Raw genomic sequence first — 22,200 nt, 5'->3', positions numbered from 1 at the left:
TATTTTATTAGTTTGTTCAACAACGGAAGCGTTTCTTGAGAGGCATATGAGCAAGATCAATATAAAATAACTATTATATTTAAAGACAAACAAGATTTTATAAAGTGGCAGATGAACCGATAATAGTTAACTCACGGAGTGCTTTAGTTAGTAAATGAATGAGAGGTGGAGTTATGAATAAACCCTTTTGGATTCCATTAATAGCTTCATTGGGTACGATGATATTATTGTTTACAATAGGCGTGGTTGCTAATATAAATATTCTTATGTTTAAAATGTCACCCTCTTATACTGAAATTTCTTTCTTACCAATTGTGGCCGGTTTATTGATAGGATTTACTACTGAACGCCTTCTAAAATACAAATCTAAAAAAGAAAAAAATTAAGTCTTGTTGTTCTGACAGGAAGAAATAGTTTAAGATCCAGAGAGCTGCATAGGCGGCTTTTTTAGTCAGATTGGGGGTCAGATCCCCCATTTATTGGAATTATTTTATCAACCAAATTTTCAGAATTATCCGTAAATCAATAGTTAGGAGGGGTGGATATTGTTAAAATGCCCTCATTGTAATACAGCATCTTTTAAGCGGAGTAAAATCTTAAAAGCGAATTGGATATTTAGTACAATTCAATGTAACAATTGCGGAAAAAAATCTAGGATAACATACTTTTCAAGGTTAATAGTCGTAGCTTTAACAGTAGTACCTTTTTTAATTTTTGGTTTGATTTTGTCTCCATTCGATAATGTTCTTGTTACAATTTTTGTAGCTATCTTAATCGCGTTTACTGGCTCACTTCTTACCCCTTATTTAGTTAAATATAAAATAGAAGAGAAAAATGCCTCTTGAACTAACGGGGAGCAATCGTGGAACACTTCAAAGGTAAAGGACTTATATTAATAATTATGTAATATTAAAGAAAATCTAAAGGTCTTTTTACTAAGCTAACGAGAACAATCGCTAAATAAGCTGTGACTGTTCTTACACTATTGGTAAAGGGTATGATATCCCGAAAGGCTGTTGGTGAAAGTGGTTTGCGATTAAGAAATTATTTACAAGTGTGCTTGTTATATTGGATCCAGGTTCCAACCAGCCTCCATCATGTTGGATAGCAGCTCTCCACTACGCTAAAACTCAGAGGCCAATCCAGACTCAATATAGAAAATGGGTTGTCCCGTATCGAGACAACCCATTTTGCTGTTATTTATCCAATTCAATCGTTTCATTAATATCTGCTGATTCAGAATCTTGCCCTGTCATTCGTTTATAGAAAAAGGCGATTTTCTTCGTGAAATTACCGCTGTCCCAATATTCTGCTGCTTCCGCATTCACTTTTATGAGGACCACCTCAGGATCGTCATAAGAAGTTTGCATGATTTTCTCATGTCCTTTATTCCAAAATTCCTTTTTCTTTTCTACGTCTTCAACGATTTCTGCTCTTCCACGCACAGACACATAGGAGTCACCTGCGTAAGCCACATTAACATCCTGATCATGTAAAATCTCTTCATATTTATCAGTCTCTTTTTTGGTGAAAAACCATAAGTCTCCATTAAACTCTACTTCCTGGGTTTTCATAGGCCGGGAAACAAGCCCATCTTCCGTAGCAGTTGTAAGCATGGCCGTGTCTATATCCTTAATTAACTCCCTTAACGTTTCCATTTCTTCCTGTTTCAGCTTGTTAGACATCTCAATCACCTCAATACTGTAATTAGAGGTATTCTACCCTTTTACACCAACTTTTAATCAGATGGCAGCAGGACAGGTACTGCTGGTAATGCAATTAGATCTGATGGAATGCAAGCATATTTTACAAATCATAGGCCTGATGCTATATCCATAATCGACTCGGCAAGTCTTCCCAGCTATCTATGCTACAATAAACCTATTTAATGATAGTGAGGAGGAATAGTAGATGACATTACAACAATTAAAATATGTAATTGAAGTGGCAAGGAACCGATCGATTAGTAAAGCAGCACAGCAACTGTTTATTAGTCAACCGAGTCTATCTAATGCAATTAAAGAATTGGAGAATGAATTGGGGATTACGATTTTTTCACGTACGAATAAGGGGATTGTCATTACTCCAGAGGGCTCGGAGTTTTTAGGTTACGCAAGACAGGTGATTGAGCAGACAGAGTTGCTTGAAAATCGCTTTACGGATGCGACTCAATCACCACAGCAGCATTTTTCTGTATCGACACAACATTATGCTTTTGCAGTCAGTGCATTTGTAAAACTGTTAAGAGACTATAATCGTGATGAATATGAATTTACGTTACGAGAAACAAGAACGTATGAAATCATTGAAGATGTAAAAAACCTTCGTAGTGAAATTGGAATTTTATACTTGAATGATTTCAATCGACAGGTGATTTGTAAGTTTCTAAGAGAGGCAAATCTAATATTTCATGACCTGTTTGAAGCAAAGCCACACGTGTTTATAAGTTCTACCAATCCACTTGCGGTTCAGGAATCTGTGTCGTTAGATGATTTAAATCCTTATCCGTATCTATCTTTTGAACAAGGGGATTATAACTCATTTTATTTTTCTGAGGAAATACTCAGCACGGCTTCGAGACCCAAAAATATTCGCGTGAGTGACCGGGCTACTTTATTTAACTTACTTATAGGGTTGGACGGATATACGATTTCAACAGGCGTTATTTGTTATGATATCAACGATGATGATATTGTGGCGCTTCCATTAGAGGTAAATGAGCGAATCGCGGTTGGCTATATTACACATAAGAATGTCACAAACAGCCCGCTAGCAACGATTTATATTAACTATTTAAAAGAAACGATTGCCGACGAATTAACTGTAGTATAGTTTAAAACTATGGCAAGTGATAGACTTTAGGTGTTACGCTATATTACTCTTTGAATGCTACACTAACCGTAGATTAAAGGACAAGGAGAGGGTTAGATGGTAGTGGAAAAAAGAAGTTTAGAACAAAGGTTAAAAGAAGGCACTGTCATTGTAGGAGAAGGGTATTTGTTTGAGATGGAACGCAGAGGATATCTACAGGCTGGATCTTTCGTACCGGAAGTAGCTTTGGAACACCCAGATGTTTTAAAACATGTATATCGAGACTACATGAATGCTGGTTCAGATGTTGTTTTAGCTTTCACATATAATGCCCACCGTGAAAAAATGAGAATTATAGGTAAAGAACATTTACTTGAGCCATTAAATCGAAGTGCAATCCGTTTGGCCAAGGAAGTAGCAAAAGAACATCCTATAGAGGAAGCATTAGTGGCAGGTAACATTTCAAATACGAACATTTTTGATACTCAAGATCCTGGATCTAAGGAAAAAGTAAGAAGTATGTTTGCAGAGATGGTAAAGTGGTGTAAAGAAGAAAGCGTAGATTTTATAAATGCAGAAACCTTTTATTACCACGAAGAGGCTGTTATTGCGTTAGAAGAAATTCAAAAACAAGACTTGCCAGCAGTTGTGACATTAGGGCTAATGGCTGAGAATACAATGCGAGATGGTTATACGGTAGAAGAATCCTGTAAAATTCTTTCAGAAAAAGGTGCGTTAGTTGTAGGAATGAACTGTTTCCGTGGCCCAGATACGATGCAGCCATATTTGAAGAAAATTAGAGAAGAGGTAGAAGGTTTTGTCGGTGGATTACCTATTCCATATCGAACTACTGAAGAAAACCCAACATTCTTTAATTTACCTGATGGAGGATGCAGTTGTTGCCTGCCAACTGAAACAACTTTCCCAACATCGTTAGATCCTCTTTACCATAACCGGTATGAATTAGCGGATTGGGCAAAAGAAGCACAAAATATTGGTGTTAATTATATTGGCCTTTGTTGTGGAGCATCACCTGCCATGTTGAGGGCAGTAGCAGAAGCAACAGGAAACAAAACCATTAACTCCAAATATTCACCAGATATGGAGAAGCACTTTTTATTCGGAAAAGATAAAACTTTAAATAATAATAATCTAAACTACCGTACAAAAGCATAAGCATAGAAGGTAATTAGGGGAAAGGTACCAGATCCTGTTTAGGGACAAACTGTATACTGATAGGACCTGATACCGTTTCCCTTTTTGAAGAAATGATTCAATCGTTTAAGAATTTAGAAGTTGGTGAAGATTATCGTGGATCTTCAACTATTACTCCGCGTTAGTTGAAACTAAGACATCAGTTAGTTAAATAGTTATATCGGAAGCTGCATATGCGGCTTTTTTATTTAGATTAAAAATGGAAAATGATGTTAAACTAATGGGGGAGAAACCTTCAACAAGAAAAAGCTTTTATATTTAAACTGACGAGCAGGTTATATAAGAAGACTATTTTAAATGGGATGGAGGAAGAGAATATGAAATTAGTGTTTTTGTACCATCCAGTTAAAAACCTTAAAGAATCACTTACTTTTTATCGAGAAACACTTGGATTTGAGGAAGCGTGGAGAGAAGGTAATCACACAGTTGCCTTAACTTTACCTCATTCAGATGTTCGATTATTGATTGAAGATGAAGAATTGGAACTATCTGCAGGAGGAGTTTTCTTAGTCGACTCTGTGGATACGTTCTATAAGGAAAATAAGGAAAGATTGGAGTTTATTAAAGAACCCGTCGACATACCACCAGGACGTTACGCTATTTATAAAGACAATTCAGATAACTACTTAAGGATTATTGATTTTACTAATGAGAAATAAAATGAGTTAAAAACCAAGTGTTTTAACCTGTTTTTTACTGTAGATATAAGAGTTAAAACCAGGTGTTAAAAAAAATATTAATCTACCGGGGAGCATTGTTTAAGAATAAAAAATTCTTTTTATTTACTTAAAATTAATTGTTGGTGGACTAATCAAAGAGGAGAGTCACTATGGAAGTAATATATTTAGCAGGTGGATGTTTATGGGGAGTACAAGCTTTTATAAAAACTTTACCTGGAGTTCAGTTTACAGAAGCGGGAAGAGCTAATGGAACCAGTCATACACTTAAGGGTGAGTATGATGGCTACGCCGAATGTGTAAAAACAGGATTTGACCCGACGGTTGTAACGATCAGGGATTTAATGGAATATTTATTTGAAATCATTGATCCATACAGTTTGAATAAACAAGGACAGGATGTTGGTGAGAAATACAGAACAGGAGTATATAGTGAAAACCCTGAACATTTAAAAGTGGCTAAGGCGTTTCTTAGGGAGAGAAATGATTATGACCTTATAGTTGTAGAAGTATTGCCTCTTATAAACTATGTGAGAAGTGCAGAAGAACATCAAGACAGACTAGCAAGATGTCCAAATGATTATTGTCATATTCCAAAAGAAATATTAAGTAAGTATAAGTAAGAAAGAGTAAGGTGGTTTTTTAAGCTCTATAGTTATTCGAAATGCTTTACTCTTTAGTTGTGCTGACTTAATCATTAAATGAATTAATAATTTTTGGAAAAAAGATTAAATAATCTATTTGAAGGAGGAGTAGTTTTGAAGATTTTCAAATCAAGAAAATCAAAACTTACTTATCAAATCACATTATTTATTATTTTTCTTGGAATCGGATTCTTACTTCATCCATCAGAATTAGCAAACATGCTGTTTTTGGGGGCTGGAGTGGGAGCTATCTGTATAGTTGATACAGCCTTATCCAACCAAAAGGTAACAACTCGTATAGGGGTTGCCATCGTCTTAGGAGTGACATTTTTTTTATTAACATCTCCGCCGTTTTAAATTCTTGTGATTTATTTTTTAAATTAAGAAAGGGTGGGGCTATGGCTGCCCGTGAAATAAAGAGGTTATATCCTAAAGACTACAGGAAGTGCAATAATATTTGGGATATGGAAAAGAATCCAAAAATGGCTAATATGTTTTACGACGAATTAGTAAGTGGAAACAGAATGACCTTTATTTACTTAGATAATAATGAGTTTGTAGGGGAAGGGTCGTTAGTTTTTAAAAACAATGACCCGGATTATACTATTCAAGATAAACGGATTTACCTGTCTAGAATGATTGTTAAAGAAGAGTATCGCAATCGTGGAATAGGCAGCATTATTCTTGATTATCTGATTGATTATGCTGAACAACTTGGATATAAGGAAATCGCACTCTGTGTGGATAAGGATAACTTTAACGCAAGACATCTATACGAAAAGAAGGGATTTACAACCGTATTGTTTAGTGGCGAAGACAAATATGGTGAATATGTTAAACTTCTAAAAAAATTAAAATAGATTGGCAGGAAAAGTTATGGTGATAATGTGATGAAATGGCTTTTAACTCACGCCAAGCAAGAGGCAAAGATTGAGGAAACTGAATATGCGGCTTTTTTTTGCCTGCAGACTGGAAAATTATACTAAACTGAAGTGGAGTTACTAAAACAAATTGGAGAAACAGGGTCATTTTTAGGGAGGCAAGTGATGAAGATAATAATTTATTTATATAATGGAGTAACCATGCTTGATGCTATTGGCCCAGTTTTTAGGAATATGAGTAATGCTGAAGTAATATTTGTCGCAGAAAAAACAGGTAATATAAACGCGGACTCCGGGTTAATTGACATCGATGTGAAACATAGTATCGATCAAATAAAATATGCAGATATCTTAATACTGCCAGGTTCTACTATAGGATTTTTGAATGAAATAAAAAAAGAAAACGTATTAAGGTGGATCAAAGAAGTAGATAAAAGTACAAAATGGACGACATCTGTATGCACAGGGTCTATTTTAATGGCTTCCACTGGCTTGCTGTCAGGATTAAAAGCAACGTCCCATTGGAAACCAATAAATTTATTAAGTGATTTCGGTGCTATACCTGTACGGGAAAGAATAGTGGAACAAGGGAAATACATAACTGCCGCAGGAGTATCAGCAGGTATAGATATGGCATTATATCTATCGAATAAAATTGTCGGAGAAGAAGAAACCAAAGCTATTCAACTCACCATAGAATATGACCCGCAGCCATTATTTCATTCTGGCGATTATTCCACTGCTGATGAAAAAATGTTAAAGATCGCAGAAAAGAAGCTAAGTAGAGATGCCAAAAAAGGACTTGGCCTATTTGGAATGATAAAGAACTCAAGACAGATCCTTAAAATGATTAAATAGCTTTATAACAAATTTTAACTACGATGGCGTTCCTATTATGCGAAGGAAGCAGGATAGTTTAAGAAGAAGTGAGTGAGTAACTATCTGGGGGGATTTTTTATGCAAAAAGGATTACTGCATCATATCGAGATATATGTTTCAGATTTAAAGCAAACCATTGAGTTTTGGGGCTGGCTTCTTGAAGAATTAGGTTATACCTCATTTCAGGAATGGGAAAGTGGCCATAGTTGGAAATTAGGCGATACATACATTGTTTTTGTTCAAGCAGAAGATAAGTTTCTTAACCCTCCATATCATAGATGCCGAGTAGGTCTTAATCATCTTGCATTTCACTCATCATCACGTCAACACGTAGACGAAATGACGAAAAAATTGAAAGAAAGAAAAGTGAACATCCTTTACTCAGATAAACATCCTTTTGCTGGTGGTAATAATCATTATGCTGTTTACTTTGAAGACCCAGACAGAATTAAAGTAGAACTTGTAGCACTTAAATAGTTCTGCAATTAAAGGTAGTGAAAAGGGTAAGGCTGCTTTTGTTCCACAAACGGGCAGAAAAGTTGAAGAAGAAAAAGGGGAGATTACTATTGAAAAACCCAGGTAGTGAAGAAGCGTTCAAACGATTGGAATTTTTAATAGGTAAATGGGAAGTAGAAGTAATTCCACCTGAATTCCAAACGAATTCTTTTTATGGACAAACAACATTTGATTGGATGGAAAAAGAAAAGTTTATCGTTCAGCGAACTCTTATGAATCAGCCTAAATTTCCAAGTAGTACGATTGTTTATGACTACGATTTTAGTAGTGGTAAATATTTACAACACTATTTTGATTCCAGAGGTGTAGCTCGTCTATATAACATGAGTTTAGAAGACGATGTTTGGAAATTGTGGAGGGATACCTCAGATTTTTCACCATTAGAATTTAGTCAACGATTTATTGGGGAAATTAATGAATCAAGAGACACCATATACAGTTACTGGGAAAAATCAGATGACGGTTTAAATTGGGATCACGATTTTGAACTCATATATAGAAAGGTTATTTAGGTAGCGGACACTGAAATGAATCGGCTGTTAATCTTAGGGAGGACAGGACAGGAAAAGAGCGACTAGGCCTAGGATAAGGAGGTCAAGTGGGTCATAAACAGTAAATAAAGTCCACTCAGATAGAGTAAACGCAAGTGAGTGGACGATATAGTGAAGATATGACCCTCTCATACTGGATCAAGAAGATGGAGTGGATCATAAACAGTAAATAAAATCCGCTTAGATAGAGTAAACGCAAGTGAGTGGGCGATATAGTGAAGAAATGGCCCTCTCATGCCACATCAAGAAGGTGGAGTGGATCATAAACAGTAAATAAAGTCCGCTTAGAGGGATTAAGCACAAGTAAGTGGACTTTATAGTGAAGAAATGACCCTCCCATGTCGGCTCAAGGAATCTGATTAGGTCATAAACAGTGAATAAAGACCACGACCACTCAGATCGAGTAAACGCAAGTGATAGACTAAATAGATATGGATTAGTAATTCAGTTGTGATGGAGTTTGTACTTTTCTTCAACTATGATAAATAAAGATCCTAATCGCATAAAATAAAACCATAAAAATCCTGTAATGGTACTATAAATTCGTTATTTAACTGGTAATAGACCTTATTTTATCAACGGGAAGCATCGAATATTTGAAGCATATCGAAATAACGATGAGCAAATAGAAGTTTTTGTATATTAAGATTTCGAGTTCCTGCCTTTCTTTTATGACATTCTGAGTAAAGCAACTTATTTTCTTTGAAATTGATTACCATAATGTTGTCTTTGAAGACAAATATTTTATACAAAGCAAAAAAGGGACTTTTACCTTTCAATTTATGATATAAAGTCAGTGAATATTGTAAGTGGTAAAAATGCTTAATCTTCAGGGGGGGCTTAAATGGAGACAGAAATCAAGTTTAGAATGGCTGACGAAAATGATTTAGACAGTATTGTTGCAATGCTTGCTGATGACACTTTAGGAAGTAAGCGTGAGCGATATAAGAATCCCCTTCCACATAGTTACATAAAAGCATTTAGGGCTATTACATCTGACTCTAATAACGAGTTAATTGTAGCTTGTGTCGGAAATGAAGTGGTTGGGGTGCAGCAAATTACTTTTATCCCTTATTTAACACATCAAGGTGGATGGAGAGCTACTATCGAAGGAGTAAGAACATCAGCTTCGGTAAGAGGAAAGGGTGTGGGCACTGAACTTATAAAGTGGGCTATTCAACGTGCAGAAGAACGTGGCTGTCATTTAGTACAATTAACAACTGATAAAAAAAGACCAGATGCATTAAGGTTTTATGAACGGTTAGGTTTTAAAGCAACGCATGAAGGTTTAAAGCTAAAATTATAAAAGTTTTCAATTTACACAACGGTGAGAATTCCTGTAATAAATATGATTAAACTAACTAGCAGATTAATACAAGCAGGAAAAAGTCGCAACTTAACGAATAAGGATATATAAATGTTTTTTAATAGAAAGGATTGATGATCTAGATGGGGATGTTAAGAATGTAGCTTTTGAAACAGAAAGACTGATCATGAGACCTTATGAAATACAGGATGCTGAATCTGTATTTAAGGTAGTAAAGTTAAGAGAAATCGCAGAGACCACGATTTCAATGCCGCATCCATATCCAAGGGAAACCGTTGACTGGTGGATAAACTTTGTAAGAGAGAATATGGAAAAAGGAAGCGCATATGAATTTGGAATATTTTTAAAAGATCGTCCGAGCGAATATGTAGGTAATTGTGGCTTTGTTAGTGTTTCAAATCAGCATAATCATGGCGAGTTAGGTTACTTTATTAGTCCTGACTATTGGAATAAGGGGTACAGTACAGAAGCGTGTTCTAAACTTCTTGACTTTGGTTTTAGTAAGCTTGGTTTGGAAAGAGTTTTTGGCAGGTGTATGGCGAAAAACATAGCTTCTAAGCGTGTAATGGAAAAGTGCGGGTTAAAAGTTGAAGGTGTAGCGAAACATGAAGTTCTAAAATGGGATAACTATGAAGATGTTTTCCATTTAGGATTGATCCGTTCTGAATGGGATTATATTTAAGTTGGAAAGCCATCGTATCAGCTCTTTTAACTCATGGGAGGCATTAGTTGAAGATCCAGAAAGCCGCATATGCGGCTTTTTTAATTGCCTGCTGAATGGAAAATGATGTTAAGATAATGGGGGATTTAGTAATAGAAATTTGTAAAGCTGAGGGGATAGTATGATACCTAAACAATTAATGATGTATATCATTATTGGTGGCGGGGTTGGTTTATTCTTTGGAGGTTTTTGGAACGGCATCAGTGCAATGGTTTTAATTTGGATTGCCATGAGGTTTGAATATTTTATTCGTACTTGTTACTGCTAATGATTTCTGACCTGAAACTACCAACGTATTTTGTCTCATTTTTGCTATTTAATATGTCCCTATTAATAAATAGATATAGAGGGGAGTTAGACTCACCCTCTTTTTTTGGTTTTAATGAAATTCGCCGTTTATAACGTCTTTAACCATATGATCATCAATGATGCGCTTGCCGGTCTGAGCACCATACATTAGGCAGTGAGTACACAATTTATTAATAATTCTTGGTGTTCCACTAGAAAAGTGATAGATTTCTTCAATAGCTGCACTCGAAAAAATCTCTGAGGATGCCCCTGCGTAAGTAAGAGATGCTTGGATATAACCTTCCACTTCCGAAAGGTCATAATGTGGCAATTGGTATTGCAAATCAATTCGTTGGCGGATGGCTGAGAATGATTGAAGCTTCAATCGATCCCAAAGCTCGCTTTGCCCCACAAGAAGAAGGGCCATTGGGCTCATCGCATCCATGTTGACATTGAGTAAAAATCGAACTTCTTCTAACATTTCACGGTCCAGTAAATGGGCTTCATCTACGATAACCACAGGGTGTTGACCATGAACCCCTCTCATAATTTCGATCTGCTGATGCAACTGCCGCTTGGCGTCTCCACGATAAAACTTTGCTTCACAGCCAAGCTGTTCTAATAGCCCTTTGTAGAAGTGTCGAGGGGTTAATTTGGAATCAGATAGATAAAGCGCTTGATACTCCTGCACATCCAGTTCATCTGTAAAACGGCGAAGAAGTGTTGTTTTTCCGGTTCCTGCATCTCCAGTTACGACCATAAATAGCTGGTGACTGGCCTCAAAATGTAATCTTCCTATCACTTCTTCGAAACGAGGTGCTTCGTATAATGATTCCGAAGGAACCGTCCTGCTGAATGGTGTGTTATTAAAGCCATAAAAGGTTTCAAACATTATCGTGATCTCCTTTCCACCGCTTTGTAGGAGATCACAGGTTTTTGAATGCGATCTTTTTCTAATTCTACCTTTTCTGCGGCATCAAGGACACGGGAGCGATCACTGGTCACACGGTCAATACCTCTCGGCATTTCAGGGCGCTTCCCGGTGGTTTTCCCTATGACCAGTTTTGTTGCTTGCCACGGTTGATGGTCTTTATATTCGATTGTTAATTCTGAAATGTCACAAGGATCAAAGACGACATCAACTTGTTCACCGATAAATGACAGACCTACTTCGTATTTTTCGCCTCTGAAATTGATACAACCTGATTTATCTACTTTTCGGCTTTCAGTATGTAGAAAAGCGCGACTGAGTTCCTCGGGGTCAATATAGCGAATTGGTTCAGAATCTTTCTGAAATACACTTTGAGGAGTTTCTCCATCTGGCAGGGCACTGTGTGAACTCTCCTGATACCACTGCTTAGCCCAAAAATAAAACTGCCTGTTCAGCTGTTCCAGGCTCTTAGGTGGATTCAATTGAATCTCTTGAAGAAACACATCCACATTCCGATTAAACCTCTCTACTTTACCTTTAGACTCTGGCGAATAAGGCTTTGCATATAATAATCGGGTACCCAACTTTGCGCATGCTCTGCTCATCCACTTTGTTTTATATTGTTTACCATTATCAAAATAAACACGTTCAGGGACTCCATACTCACTGATTGATCGGCGGAAACCCTCTTGAACGATGGTTTGGTCGAGTGTTCGATAAAACATGCCATGAATCATATAGCGAGTCGCATCATCCAGAAAAACTACAAGATACACTTGTTCCTTTTTACCGTTCGGACCTATTGGCAAATAAGGACCATATTTAATATCTGAATGCCAGAGTTCGTTTCGATGTGCATGCTGATAACGACGCGATGCTACTCCAGGATCATTGTAAAGTCGTATATGACGGGAGCTGAATCCTCGCCTGCTTACTTGTTCCTGAAGCGTGCTTCGCTTTATCTCACCAGGCTGTATGCGTTTTTCCATTTCCAATACTTTAATGATCTGTGAGATACTTCTGGACGGAACTTCTCTTCTTAAATAAATGGCTTCTTCCAAGATGTCATCAGGAATAATGCTAGTGCCACTTCTACCTTTTAATTTTGGCTTTAATCCTTCAAACCCTGCCTCATTGTAAGCTTTGACATACCTCCGGATCGTTCGTTCAGATAATCCAGTCTGATTACAAATTTTGTCCCGGAGATACTTAGCTTGCCCTGAGTCTATTCCTTTGGCAACTAAAGGTGCAATTATCTCCATTCGTGCTGCGGCAACTTCTTCTTGTGATTCGCGTTGACTCATCACGTTGTCCTCCCTTGTAAGAAAAATGATTTCTTTCTTACTTTATGATCTGTTCAAGGAGGACAGGTACGCAAAACGGGTCTGTAACCAAGAATGGGTATTGACGATGGGACGGACAAGACGTGTCAGCCAACCATCTTCAATACCTACAAATTCCCCAATCAAATGAAGTACGGACGAATCCCTTGGGGATGATGGATTCGGTACCTGCATAAAGTAGCGAAGCATAATGGCTCGAAGACAGCGAATGGCGTCGGTTAACCATAAAGAAAACCAGCGGATCCAACGACTTAACGTAGAAGATTCCGCTCCGACTGGTAAGCGATCTTTGATCTTATTTTGTGGATGAACAACTGCCTCGATAGAGGCGGCATCATAATGTTTATGAGGAACTAAAATATCTGGTAACTCATGATGAATAGTAAGACAATCATCACATTTGAGGCGTCTAATGCGTAAATTAGAACGGTCCCCATTCATTTGTTTCCAGATCCTATTCCGGCTGCCTATTACATTGAGCTTTTCTCTACATACTGGACAGGGGACAATTTCCGTACTCCTAACAAAAAAGAGTTGGATCCTGCTGTTGAATGAGTAAATACTGTGTTATAATGACCATAGTTTTGGGAGAGATCCAAAGGATGAACGTTGTGGTGACGGTCAACATCCTTTGGGTCTCTTTTTTCCTTTCTGCAGCTTTTTAATGACAGTATACTCGACAAATCCCGGACAGACAACGCTGTCAGCAATCAGTCATTTATAGCTAGCAGAAACACCATTCACTCTTTTTAGCAAAAGAAAAGGTTAGCACTAAAAAGTACATTGTTTGAAACAGGGGGGGAGTTTATTTGAAAATTTATAGATTTGATAAGGAAATAGGAAAAAAGGTTACTCATTTTAATTCTAATTTTGTAATGTCTCGTATTGCGCAACTGGAACAAGCTGTTCAAATTGGTTGTATGCATTTAGAAACTAACGGAATTATAGGATTTCATAAAGCTGTGGTGCCTCAATTACTTCTTATTGTAGCTGGTGAAGGCTGGGTTCGAAGTGATGACATCTCCGCTATAAGGGTTAAAACAGGGGATGCCATCTTTTGGGAAGAAGGCGAGGGACACGAAACGTCCACTCATACAGGTCTTACTGCAATAGTCATAGAATCAGAAGGTTTAAGCCCTTCAGATTTTATGCCTCAAAAACAGGTTTAACTAAATTACGCTTATAAAATGGTGAGTTAACGAAGTATTATTGTTACGGCCAGGAAGCTGAATAGTTATTTAATCATATTTGACCACTGGGGACCATGTTAAAGTAAGGAGCAGAAAATGATGGGGCAATTAACTTTTAGAAAACTAAACAATGAATTAAGTGAATTAGTAAATCTTTATACAAATAATAGTTGGAATTTTCAAGCTGATCCTTCGCCTTCAGAAGATGAGATAATAAAGCGGTACAAAGCGGGATGGTATGAAGATGATAAAGAAACATTTTGGATAGAGAAAAATAAGAAAAAGACAGGGTTAATCATTTTAAGTGATATGTCTGATACCATGCCTTTATTATACGACGTAAGGTTAGCTAATGAGATGCGTGGCAAGGGATATGGAGAACAAGCTGTTAAATGGGCAGCTAATTATATTTTTTCAAGTTCAACAGAAAAGATAAGGGTTGAGGCGTATACCCGCCACGATAATTACGCAATGAGAAAAGTTTTCTATAAGTGTCACTTTCAAAAAGAAGGCTATCTGCGGGATTCGTGGGAAAATGACGATGGCTCAGTTGAAGATGCACTTGTTTATGCGATTATCAGAAAGGACTGGGAGCAAGGAAAGAAGACACCAATAAAGTTAGATGATGTCCCATTTTAATTCGTATCAGCCTAAATCATCTCATAAACAAAATGAGATATTAAATTTAAAGATAGGTGATTATTCATGAGTGAGAGAAAATTAGAAGTATGGGAGCCAATTGAAAACTTTAATGGCTCACTGCATTTTAAAGAAATGATTTATGGAGAAGAAGGGTTAAAATTTATATTTAATGATAACTTAGAAAATGAATTTCATTTTACTTATGGAGAGTTCAGGAATGGGATGTTTGTCTGGGCTGTTCGATTTACAGAAGAATTTAAACGAGGGGATCTCGTAGAAATAGCATCAGAAGCTAGAAAAACAGCCTTTGGGCCGGATAATAAAGAATGGTGCTTTTACAAAATGACTGACTCTGATTTTATTGGTTGGCATGACCAGCTTTCTGGTCCTGGGAGTGAAGCATTTTCTGTGGAACATCATTTATTTATGACGACTCAGGATACTTTTGAAGTAATAAGCGAATATGAGCCCAAAGTGACTAACATTAAAAAGAAAGAGTCAAATAAATCCCTGAGGAGAGGTAATTAATTATTACAGGGGTGATAGATGTTATGAAGTATTGGCTCATAGCATTTGGCTGGGGATTGATCTGCTTTTCAGGAGGCCCTTTTATGTTCAGCATGATGAGAAAAGAGGAATTAAATATGATGTTTTTCATTGGCGGGCTTATTGGAATTATTTTTGCAGGCATCGGTCTAGTTATGAAGAAAAAGCCGGAACAAAGCAACCCTTTCTTTAAATAAAAAAGCAGCTGAGTAAACAGTACAACAGGTAGATATTCCGGAAGCTGCAATTGCGGCTTTTTTACATCCTTATTAACTGGAAAATAATGTTAAAATTAAGGAGGGGTCTTTCAACTAGGAAACTAGCAGATAGTATAACATCAAAATATATTTAGACAGGATGGAGATTTTATGAAGCCAAAACCAATCTTAAATCAAATTGGAACTGTATTTATTCCAGTTAGTAACATTCAAAGAGCACGTGACTGGTATTGTGACATATTAGGGTTACCTGCAGATGGTGAGATTTTATTTGGTCATTTATACATCATGCCTATGAAAGGAACAGGTATCGTACTAGACAGCAAAATATTTTCAGAAGAAAATACCTATAAAGCACCACCTTTTCATTTTAATACAACTAATATAAAACAAGCTTATCAGTATATGAATAACAAAAACGTTGAAATTACTACAAAAATTGAAAATAATCATTGGTTCAATTTTAAAGACCCAGACGGGAATCATTTGATGATTTGTCAGTGTTAGTGCCTGCACTAATGGAGAGCGATACTTAATGATGTTGTAGGGTGCTTCGTTATGCAAACAAGAGAGATATTTACCGGAATAAAAGTCATTATGGTAATAGTTACTTTATTGGAAATTAATAATTTTTAGAAAGAAGGAATTTAATGATATATGAAGCAGATAGCAGTGTGAGGAAAAAGTTATTGCCAATGTTTGAAAAGATTGATAGCACTATTTTACTTTCATATCTTTAAGGACATATGGGAACTGCTTGGGTGGACGACCCTGAAGATCCAAGTGTAGCTCAGATAACTAACGGGATTTTTGTGTTTTATGCTGGAGATCCCCATACAAAGGAAGCTGAAGAATTACTTTTTAACCTTCCTGAATTTACTCTCGCAATTGTTGATTCTGAAGAATGGAAAGAACGAGTAGAGAGTGTTCATAGCGGGTCATTTGAGAAATTTCAGCGGTACAGGTTTGAAAAAAATCGTGACCATTTAGAAAGGAACCATATACAGCACTTAATTTCTTCATTACAAGAAGGCTACGAAATTAAGCTAGTGGATAAGAATTTAGCAAAAGAACCCTCTTTTCAAGAGCTGTCAGAAGACTTTATAAGTCAATTTGATTCTATTGATGACTTCGTAAATAGGGGAATAGGTTATGCTATTTTACATAAAGGAAAAGTTGTATCAGCGGCAACATCATTTAGTATATACGATGAAGGAATTGAGATTGAAGTTGCCAGTCATCCTGACCATAGAAGGAAAGGGTTAGCAACAATTGTCTCATCAGCCTTGATATTAGATTGTCTTGAAAGAGGGAAATACCCTAGTTGGGATGGAGCTAATGCTGAATCCGTTGAACTGGCTAAAAAGCTCGGGTATATTTTTAAGGAACCTTACGATACTTATTTTATTGAAAGGTAAATATATAGGTGAGATCCAGAGAGCTTTCTTCACGTATTTATTATAATAACGCTACGGAAGGGATATAGGACAAGCTGTTGCAGCTGAAATGTCGCTAATTATAAGAATTCGATAAGGGAGGGGTTCTTTGAGAAGGCTGAACAGGAAACATATGAGTTGGAGTTTAATCATCTGTCTTTTAGTACCTTTTGTTTTACCAAGTAAATTTTTTTATGAAGGTATAGGAAGTTTCACTTATGGTTTTCCGTTAAAATATATAACGATATATCAACGAGAACCATCCAGTGCATGGTTTTTCGGTAACTTTTTCAATGGAAATGCTGGTTTGCACATAAACCCTGCTGCATTACTGTTAAATGCTTTTATTATTTACTTAATAGTCAGATTTGCAGTTACTAATATTAAGAAGAAAAAAGACGCGGGTTCCATTGTTCAATAACCCCCATTTTATTAAATTGAAAAATATACGGAACAGCAAAATGAACTGTTTAGATAAAATCTAATACAGGGTAGATTACAGAGATAAGTTTTATAGGTGCCAAACAAGAGGCCGGGACAAAACTAAAAACAAGTTTGTAAAAGACGAACAATAATTTTATCAGACAGTTTGAAACGTGGGTCACTTTTAGTTTTACCACATATTAAAAAGCCTCAGGCTCTTTTGATTGAAGGACAGAAGGCGGCGACGCCCGAGGGATTAAGCGCAGTCTGAAGATCCAATTCAACGAAGCTCCAGGCTGAGTTGAATTTAGCTGAAGACAAGCCCCTGGGCAAGCGTCCGCCTAGCGGACTGAAATGACTACTATTCATCAGAAGTTACAAAAGCGAAAAACCGAACAAAAATCATAAGATTTGTTCGGCTTTCTTTATGATTACTATTCTTTTGTCTCAGCTTCTTATGGGCATAATTTAAATTGCTGCCTCTTAAGATGGCAAAACTTTTCTAAAGACTAATAATTAATTCAGCAAACTAAGCACTGAGAAGAAGTGCATGACAGAACCTCCGAGTACAAAGACATGCCAGATCGCATGATGGTAGTTAAACCCTCTCCATACATAAAAGACAGCGCCGACGGTGTATAAAATGCCGCCAATAACTAAAAACACGATGCCGTGAGCTGGCACGTTTTCCACTAAAGGGCCCCAGGCAAACACAATCATCCATCCCATTAAGACATAAAGCAGGGTGGACGTATGGAGGAACCGTTTCGCAAAAAAAGACTTAAAGACAGTTCCGGCGATCGCAAGCCCCCAGACAATGCCGAAGAGAATCCATCCCAGCGTTCCCTCTACAGCAATAAATAAAAAAGGCGTATACGTGCCGGCAATGAAAAAATAAATGGATGAATGATCCATAATCTCAAAAAAATCCTTTGCTTTACCAGGAGGGAAACTGTGGACAAGGGTAGAGGAGGTGTATAAAAGAGTCATAAAGGTTCCGAACAGTGTAAAACTGACGATATGCCACGCAGTGCCTTGCAGGGATGAGAATACAATCAGAATAACTAAAGCAGCAATACTTAACAGGACACCAATCCCATGCACCGTGGCATTAGCTATTTCTTCCCCTTTAGAAAACGTATGGGTATTTGCCAAAATAGATTCATTCCTTCCGCATTTCAATTAGTAACAGGTCATAATATCAACTAGTATTTCTATTATAACATAAACATAAGGAAGGACCGTCGTTTCGCTAAAATTTCACTCTGTTTATTGCCGGCTGCAGAAGTGTTTTTTGAAGTTGGAGAGTTAAAAGGAGAGTAATTATAGGTGAAAATCATTTATGAGAAACTTGACGAGCGGAAAATCTAGTGAGCGGATGATAAAAGGGATATAAGGTCTTCTCGGGGAGCGATTGCTCAAGTGAGCGGATGATAAAAAGGATATATGGTCTTCTCGAGGAGCGATTGCTCAAGTGAGTGGGTGATAAAAAGGATATATGGTCTTCTCGAGGAGCGATTGCTCAAGTGAGTGGGTGATAAAAGAGATATACGGTCTTCTCATCGGGCGATTCATCAAGTGAGTGGACGATAAAAGGGATATAAGGTCTTCTCGGGGAGCGATTGCTCAAGTGAGCGGATGATAAAAAGAATATACGGTCTTCTCATCGGGCGATTCATCAAGTGAGTGGACGATAAAAGAGGTATATGGTCTTCTCGAGGAGCGATTGCTCAAGTGAGCGGACGATAAAACAAATATAAAATCCACTCATCGCCGAGATGAACGAATGAGTGGACAACACCTCACCTGCCTAGCCTCCAGAAGCCTTACATTATGCTTTAATTTTATAATAAAGCTTCATTAAATCCTCTTTATGAAGAATCCTTGGCACGGGGTACATCGGATTCGCTTCTGCCAGGGCCCGCTCTACCATAAGAGGAATATCTTTTTTCTGAATCCCGCTCACTTTTTCTGGAATGTTCATATCCTTGTTCAGCTTTTTTACCGCATCAATAAAGATTCTGGCTTTAATGACATCTGATTCGGCACCTTGCGTCAGTCCGGCGACGTCGGCTAATTCAGCCAGAGGTTTATGCGCCGGTTTCCCGTAGTATTCCAGCACATGAGGGAGGATGACAGCATTAGCCAGTCCGTGCGGCACCGAGTAAAACCCGCCCAGTGTATGGGCGATGGCGTGGACGTAGCCTACGTAGGCGCGGGTGAACGCCATGCCGGCCAGTAATGACGCTTTTTGCATGTTCTTCCTTGCAGTCATATTCGAGCCGTCACTGTAGGCAGAATAAAGGTTCTTAAATATTAACGAGACGGCTTCCCGGCTGTTCTTTTTTGTCTGTGCAGTGTTGCCTCTTCCAATATACGCCTCAACGGCATGCGTTAACGCATCCATGCCTGTCGTGGAGGTAATATGCGGAGGCAGGCCCTTTGTCAGGAGAGGATCGAGAACAGCCGCGTGAGGAATCAGCTTCGGATCACTTACTGCGTATTTTTCATGCGTGTCGCTGTTGGAGATTACAGCGGCTACGGTCGCTTCACTCCCTGTTCCGGCAGTTGTCGGAACTGCAAAAAGGGGAGGGATGTCTTTTCTCACTTTTAAGAGCCCCTTCATCTCGGAGAGGGATTTATCAGGCCTGGCAGCCCGGGCGGCAACACCCTTTGCACAATCTATTGGCGACCCGCCTCCAAAAGCGATGATTCCTTCGCACTGCTGGCGCTTATAAAGCCCCAGCGCCTCTTCAATATTCTCAATGGTCGGGTTGGGAACGGTTTTATCATACACCTCATAACTTACTTCTGTTTCGTGTAGCCCTCTAAGGAGGTCATCCATCAGACCGAGCTCAGTAATTCCTTTGTCTGTGACGATCAGTACACGATGCAGCCCTCTCTGTTTTACCAAATCGGGCAGCTGCTTTAAGCTGTTTTCCCCTTCTAAAAGTTCAGGCTGCCGCCACGGAAGAAAATAAGCCGTCTGTTTTAAAACGAATTGAAACAGTCTGCAGTAAAGAGTGTAAAGTCTGCGCATCCTAAGTCCCCCTTTTTTTAAAAACTATGTTGCTGATTTAAGATCACCCGCTAGCTTATAAAACTAAATCCGTATAAACCACGCTCCAAGCTAAACTCATTTATGGATAGAAAACTGCAAATGCGATAAGCTAACTCTATAACACCCAAAAGACCAAAAAACCTTCTACCATTCTTATAACTTAAAGTCTCAAACTGTGTCAAGTTATAATAGAAGGAACCTTCCAGCGGAAACAGCAAATGATTGGAGGAGTGAGCATGAAACTGACAAACCGCCGCAAACAATTTTTAGAAAAAATTGTTCAAATGCATTCATCATCGGATCAGCCGGTGCATTATTCAGATATTGCCGAGTCCATAGGCGTGAGCAAATGGACAGCTTACGATGTGTTAAAGGAACTGGAAAAGCACGGTTTCCTGCAGCGCACCTACACCATTAACCCGAACGAAACTGGCCGGTCCCTTGTCGTATATGTCCCTACGGAAAAGTCGCAGAACCTGTTTGAGCAAAATAACGCTCATCTTACAGATCAACAGGAATGGGCCCAAATCAAGAGGGAAGTTCTTCATTTTATAAACAACCACAGCGAGGACTCAGACACTGGAATTGAGCAGCTGCTCGAAAAATTCAGTACCGGGCAGTCGAAAGTGGAGTTGTGCGCCTCTTTTATTGGCGTGCTGCTTGTTCATTTGAACAGCCAGGGAAGGACGGTAAAAAACTTAACGGTCAATCTCGTAAACGTCTCAGCGGCTCCTTCTATTCAGATAGCGACGTTCACCGGGGCCGTCATCGGAATGATGATTGATTCTGCGAGCGACGGAATGAGCACGGATATGCTGGCAATCGTTAACCACTTTACATCAGCATTAGAGGATTTGAATGAGCAGGAAAGGCAGTATCTCGTTGAGTTTATAAGAGAGGCATAAGTGAATTGGCGAAACTTTACCGGTAGCGTTTCCGTACTTCTAATAATTGGATGTTGATTATATGCCAACCGATATAGCGTCGGGAGACAGGCTTCAATAAAATCTATGCAGAGTTAGGAGTGAAAATTATGCAGTGGTGGGTTATTAGTGTTGCAGTGTTAATTGGATTTGTTGTTCTTGTTAATCTGGTTCGTACGCGAAAAATGATTCGGAAATCTGAAGACGCTCTTTTTAACGGGAACGATGTCCGTCTCGTCACTGGTTATGGACAAGTCCGTCCATTAAGTGTTCGGTCCCGTGACTGGCGCATAAAGAAATGGTTTGCATTTGGGGGCCTGGCGATAGGAATAATTTTTATTATATTCAGCAGCGATCTTTCATTTCCTAATGCGATGCTCATCTTATGGATCCCTTTAATGTCGGTTTGGCAAATGACCATACCGAGCTTTTTTCTTACAAAAGACGGACTTTATCTGGATGAGAAAAGAATTCCATGGGAGAAGTTTCGTTCTTATAAAGTTGAAGAGATATCGATTGGGGATGATTTTTACGGCATGTTCCCCGATTCGACGGATTACTACGCCATCACATTACACATGAAACGGAAGAAGAGGATAGCGGTCCATAAAAACGATGCGGCGCCTCTGCTGCATCAGCTTGATCAGCAGCAAATCCCTCATGAGGACGTCTCCCCATTCTCAAAAAAAGCCAGTGAATGACGTATTAGGAATCAAAACTATGAATTCATAGTGTAAATAGTGTAAAATAGAGTTTGTAATCGCTTACTTAAGGGGAATAGCCACATAACTTTTATTTTAAAATTAATTAGCCGTACGTCTTTCGTTTGTGACCAAGCCAGACTTTAAGAGAGTGGACGGAAGAAAAGAGAAATGCAGACTGGCAGAAACTTAATTTTGCCGGCAGGACGGAAATTAACTGTTAAACTCACATGTGCCTCATTTATTAGTGTATTCAGGGCTTTCTTTTGGCTAATT

General features: G+C 38.1%; 28 protein-coding genes and 1 pseudogene. 23 read left to right on the top strand and 6 right to left on the bottom strand.

What is annotated here, in order from left to right:
- Positions 1-173: 173 nt before the first annotated feature.
- Together BMW59_RS02170 and BMW59_RS22395 are read left to right on the top strand one after the other, a co-directional pair.
- Positions 174-386, top strand: coding sequence for an ATPase (locus BMW59_RS02170; protein WP_093047391.1), 213 nt, complete (start codon positions 174-176; stop codon positions 384-386).
- A 159-nt stretch (positions 387-545) separates the two neighbouring features.
- Positions 546-845, top strand: coding sequence for a TIGR04104 family putative zinc finger protein (locus BMW59_RS22395; RefSeq protein WP_177174158.1), 300 nt, complete (start codon positions 546-548; stop codon positions 843-845).
- A gap of 351 nt (positions 846-1,196) precedes the next feature.
- Here BMW59_RS22395 and BMW59_RS02160 read toward each other — a convergent pair whose 3' ends face one another.
- A complete protein-coding gene (locus BMW59_RS02160; protein ID WP_093047389.1) occupies positions 1,197-1,685 on the bottom strand; it encodes a pyridoxamine 5'-phosphate oxidase family protein in 489 nt (162 codons plus the stop codon).
- Between the two features lie 226 nt (positions 1,686-1,911).
- On the opposite strand from BMW59_RS02160, the gene BMW59_RS02155 reads away from it, so the two are divergent.
- The 12 genes from BMW59_RS02155 (at position 1,912) to BMW59_RS21485 (ending at position 10,490) form a co-directional block, all read left to right on the top strand.
- On the top strand, positions 1,912-2,832 hold the full coding sequence (locus BMW59_RS02155) for a LysR family transcriptional regulator (RefSeq protein WP_093047388.1): 921 nt from the start codon (positions 1,912-1,914) through the stop codon (positions 2,830-2,832).
- Between the two features lie 96 nt (positions 2,833-2,928).
- Positions 2,929-3,987, top strand: a complete 1,059-nt coding sequence (locus tag BMW59_RS02150) for a homocysteine S-methyltransferase family protein (RefSeq protein ID WP_177174157.1) — start codon at positions 2,929-2,931, stop codon at positions 3,985-3,987.
- Between the two features lie 356 nt (positions 3,988-4,343).
- Entirely contained in the window at positions 4,344-4,685 is a 342-nt protein-coding gene (locus tag BMW59_RS02145) for a VOC family protein (RefSeq protein WP_093047387.1), read from the top strand.
- A gap of 170 nt (positions 4,686-4,855) precedes the next feature.
- Positions 4,856-5,326 carry a peptide-methionine (S)-S-oxide reductase gene (locus BMW59_RS02140; protein WP_093047386.1) on the top strand — a complete coding sequence of 157 codons (471 nt, stop codon included), beginning with the start codon at positions 4,856-4,858 and terminating at the stop codon, positions 5,324-5,326.
- 135 nt (positions 5,327-5,461) lie between these two features.
- On the top strand, positions 5,462-5,704 hold the full coding sequence (locus BMW59_RS02135; RefSeq protein WP_093047385.1) for a hypothetical protein: 243 nt from the start codon (positions 5,462-5,464) through the stop codon (positions 5,702-5,704).
- Positions 5,705-5,745: 41 nt separating this feature from the next.
- Complete coding sequence (locus tag BMW59_RS02130; RefSeq protein ID WP_093047384.1) at positions 5,746-6,207, top strand: GNAT family N-acetyltransferase; 462 nt, start codon at positions 5,746-5,748, stop codon at positions 6,205-6,207.
- Between the two features lie 186 nt (positions 6,208-6,393).
- A complete protein-coding gene (locus BMW59_RS02125) occupies positions 6,394-7,086 on the top strand; it encodes a DJ-1/PfpI family protein (protein ID WP_093047383.1) in 693 nt (230 codons plus the stop codon).
- A 99-nt stretch (positions 7,087-7,185) separates the two neighbouring features.
- A complete protein-coding gene (locus BMW59_RS02120) occupies positions 7,186-7,584 on the top strand; it encodes a VOC family protein (RefSeq protein ID WP_093047382.1) in 399 nt (132 codons plus the stop codon).
- 89 nt (positions 7,585-7,673) lie between these two features.
- Complete coding sequence (locus BMW59_RS02115; protein ID WP_093047381.1) at positions 7,674-8,135, top strand: hypothetical protein; 462 nt, start codon at positions 7,674-7,676, stop codon at positions 8,133-8,135.
- Positions 8,136-9,018: 883 nt separating this feature from the next.
- The gene (locus tag BMW59_RS02110; protein WP_093047380.1) at positions 9,019-9,480 is read left to right on the top strand and encodes a GNAT family N-acetyltransferase; all 462 of its coding nucleotides are present in this window, start codon (positions 9,019-9,021) and stop codon (positions 9,478-9,480) included.
- A gap of 187 nt (positions 9,481-9,667) precedes the next feature.
- Positions 9,668-10,183 carry a GNAT family N-acetyltransferase gene (locus BMW59_RS02105; RefSeq protein WP_093047379.1) on the top strand — a complete coding sequence of 172 codons (516 nt, stop codon included), beginning with the start codon at positions 9,668-9,670 and terminating at the stop codon, positions 10,181-10,183.
- Between the two features lie 160 nt (positions 10,184-10,343).
- On the top strand, positions 10,344-10,490 hold the full coding sequence (locus BMW59_RS21485; RefSeq protein ID WP_177174156.1) for a hypothetical protein: 147 nt from the start codon (positions 10,344-10,346) through the stop codon (positions 10,488-10,490).
- Between the two features lie 111 nt (positions 10,491-10,601).
- On the opposite strand, the gene BMW59_RS02100 is transcribed toward BMW59_RS21485, so the two are convergent.
- From BMW59_RS02100 to BMW59_RS21300, 3 genes are read right to left on the bottom strand one after another with little or no spacing between them, the layout of a single operon-like run.
- A complete protein-coding gene (locus BMW59_RS02100) occupies positions 10,602-11,402 on the bottom strand; it encodes an ExeA family protein (protein WP_093047378.1) in 801 nt (266 codons plus the stop codon).
- Positions 11,402-12,745, bottom strand: coding sequence for a DDE-type integrase/transposase/recombinase (locus BMW59_RS02095; RefSeq protein ID WP_093047377.1), 1,344 nt, complete (start codon positions 12,743-12,745; stop codon positions 11,402-11,404). The genes BMW59_RS02100 and BMW59_RS02095 overlap by 1 nt, the downstream gene beginning before the upstream one ends.
- A gap of 42 nt (positions 12,746-12,787) precedes the next feature.
- Positions 12,788-13,294, bottom strand: coding sequence for a DUF6431 domain-containing protein (locus tag BMW59_RS21300; RefSeq protein ID WP_281244207.1), 507 nt, complete (start codon positions 13,292-13,294; stop codon positions 12,788-12,790).
- 299 nt (positions 13,295-13,593) lie between these two features.
- On the opposite strand from BMW59_RS21300, the gene BMW59_RS02090 reads away from it, so the two are divergent.
- The 7 genes and pseudogenes from BMW59_RS02090 (at position 13,594) to BMW59_RS02065 (ending at position 17,237) form a co-directional block, all read left to right on the top strand.
- Entirely contained in the window at positions 13,594-13,953 is a 360-nt protein-coding gene (locus BMW59_RS02090) for a cupin domain-containing protein (protein WP_093047376.1), read from the top strand.
- Positions 13,954-14,073: 120 nt separating this feature from the next.
- Complete coding sequence (locus BMW59_RS02085) at positions 14,074-14,613, top strand: GNAT family N-acetyltransferase (protein WP_093047375.1); 540 nt, start codon at positions 14,074-14,076, stop codon at positions 14,611-14,613.
- Between the two features lie 66 nt (positions 14,614-14,679).
- Positions 14,680-15,144 carry a hypothetical protein gene (locus tag BMW59_RS02080; protein WP_093047374.1) on the top strand — a complete coding sequence of 155 codons (465 nt, stop codon included), beginning with the start codon at positions 14,680-14,682 and terminating at the stop codon, positions 15,142-15,144.
- An 83-nt stretch (positions 15,145-15,227) separates the two neighbouring features.
- Positions 15,228-15,359: a hypothetical protein gene (locus BMW59_RS22170; protein ID WP_281244197.1), complete on the top strand. Its 132-nt coding sequence runs from the start codon at positions 15,228-15,230 to the stop codon at positions 15,357-15,359.
- Between the two features lie 171 nt (positions 15,360-15,530).
- A complete protein-coding gene (locus tag BMW59_RS02075; protein ID WP_093047373.1) occupies positions 15,531-15,887 on the top strand; it encodes a VOC family protein in 357 nt (118 codons plus the stop codon).
- A gap of 143 nt (positions 15,888-16,030) precedes the next feature.
- A pseudogene (locus tag BMW59_RS02070) lies at positions 16,031-16,798 on the top strand (GNAT family N-acetyltransferase).
- 151 nt (positions 16,799-16,949) lie between these two features.
- On the top strand, positions 16,950-17,237 hold the full coding sequence (locus tag BMW59_RS02065) for a hypothetical protein (protein ID WP_245732914.1): 288 nt from the start codon (positions 16,950-16,952) through the stop codon (positions 17,235-17,237).
- A 518-nt stretch (positions 17,238-17,755) separates the two neighbouring features.
- Here BMW59_RS02065 and trhA read toward each other — a convergent pair.
- Complete coding sequence (trhA, locus tag BMW59_RS02060; protein WP_093047371.1) at positions 17,756-18,394, bottom strand: PAQR family membrane homeostasis protein TrhA; 639 nt, start codon at positions 18,392-18,394, stop codon at positions 17,756-17,758.
- A gap of 676 nt (positions 18,395-19,070) precedes the next feature.
- Positions 19,071-20,279 carry an iron-containing alcohol dehydrogenase gene (locus BMW59_RS02055; RefSeq protein WP_093047370.1) on the bottom strand — a complete coding sequence of 403 codons (1,209 nt, stop codon included), beginning with the start codon at positions 20,277-20,279 and terminating at the stop codon, positions 19,071-19,073.
- 257 nt (positions 20,280-20,536) lie between these two features.
- On the opposite strand from BMW59_RS02055, the gene BMW59_RS02050 reads away from it, so the two are divergent.
- Entirely contained in the window at positions 20,537-21,205 is a 669-nt protein-coding gene (locus tag BMW59_RS02050) for a hypothetical protein (RefSeq protein WP_093047369.1), read from the top strand.
- A 128-nt stretch (positions 21,206-21,333) separates the two neighbouring features.
- A complete protein-coding gene (locus BMW59_RS02045; RefSeq protein ID WP_093047368.1) occupies positions 21,334-21,924 on the top strand; it encodes a hypothetical protein in 591 nt (196 codons plus the stop codon).
- The last annotated feature ends 276 nt before the right edge of the window (positions 21,925-22,200 follow it).

It is taken from the genome of Salipaludibacillus aurantiacus (genome assembly GCF_900111295.1).
Lineage (GTDB): Bacteria > Bacillota > Bacilli > Bacillales > Salisediminibacteriaceae > Salipaludibacillus > Salipaludibacillus aurantiacus.
Note: the sequence above shows the minus strand (reverse complement) of the source record. Positions and strands in the feature narration are given on the sequence as shown.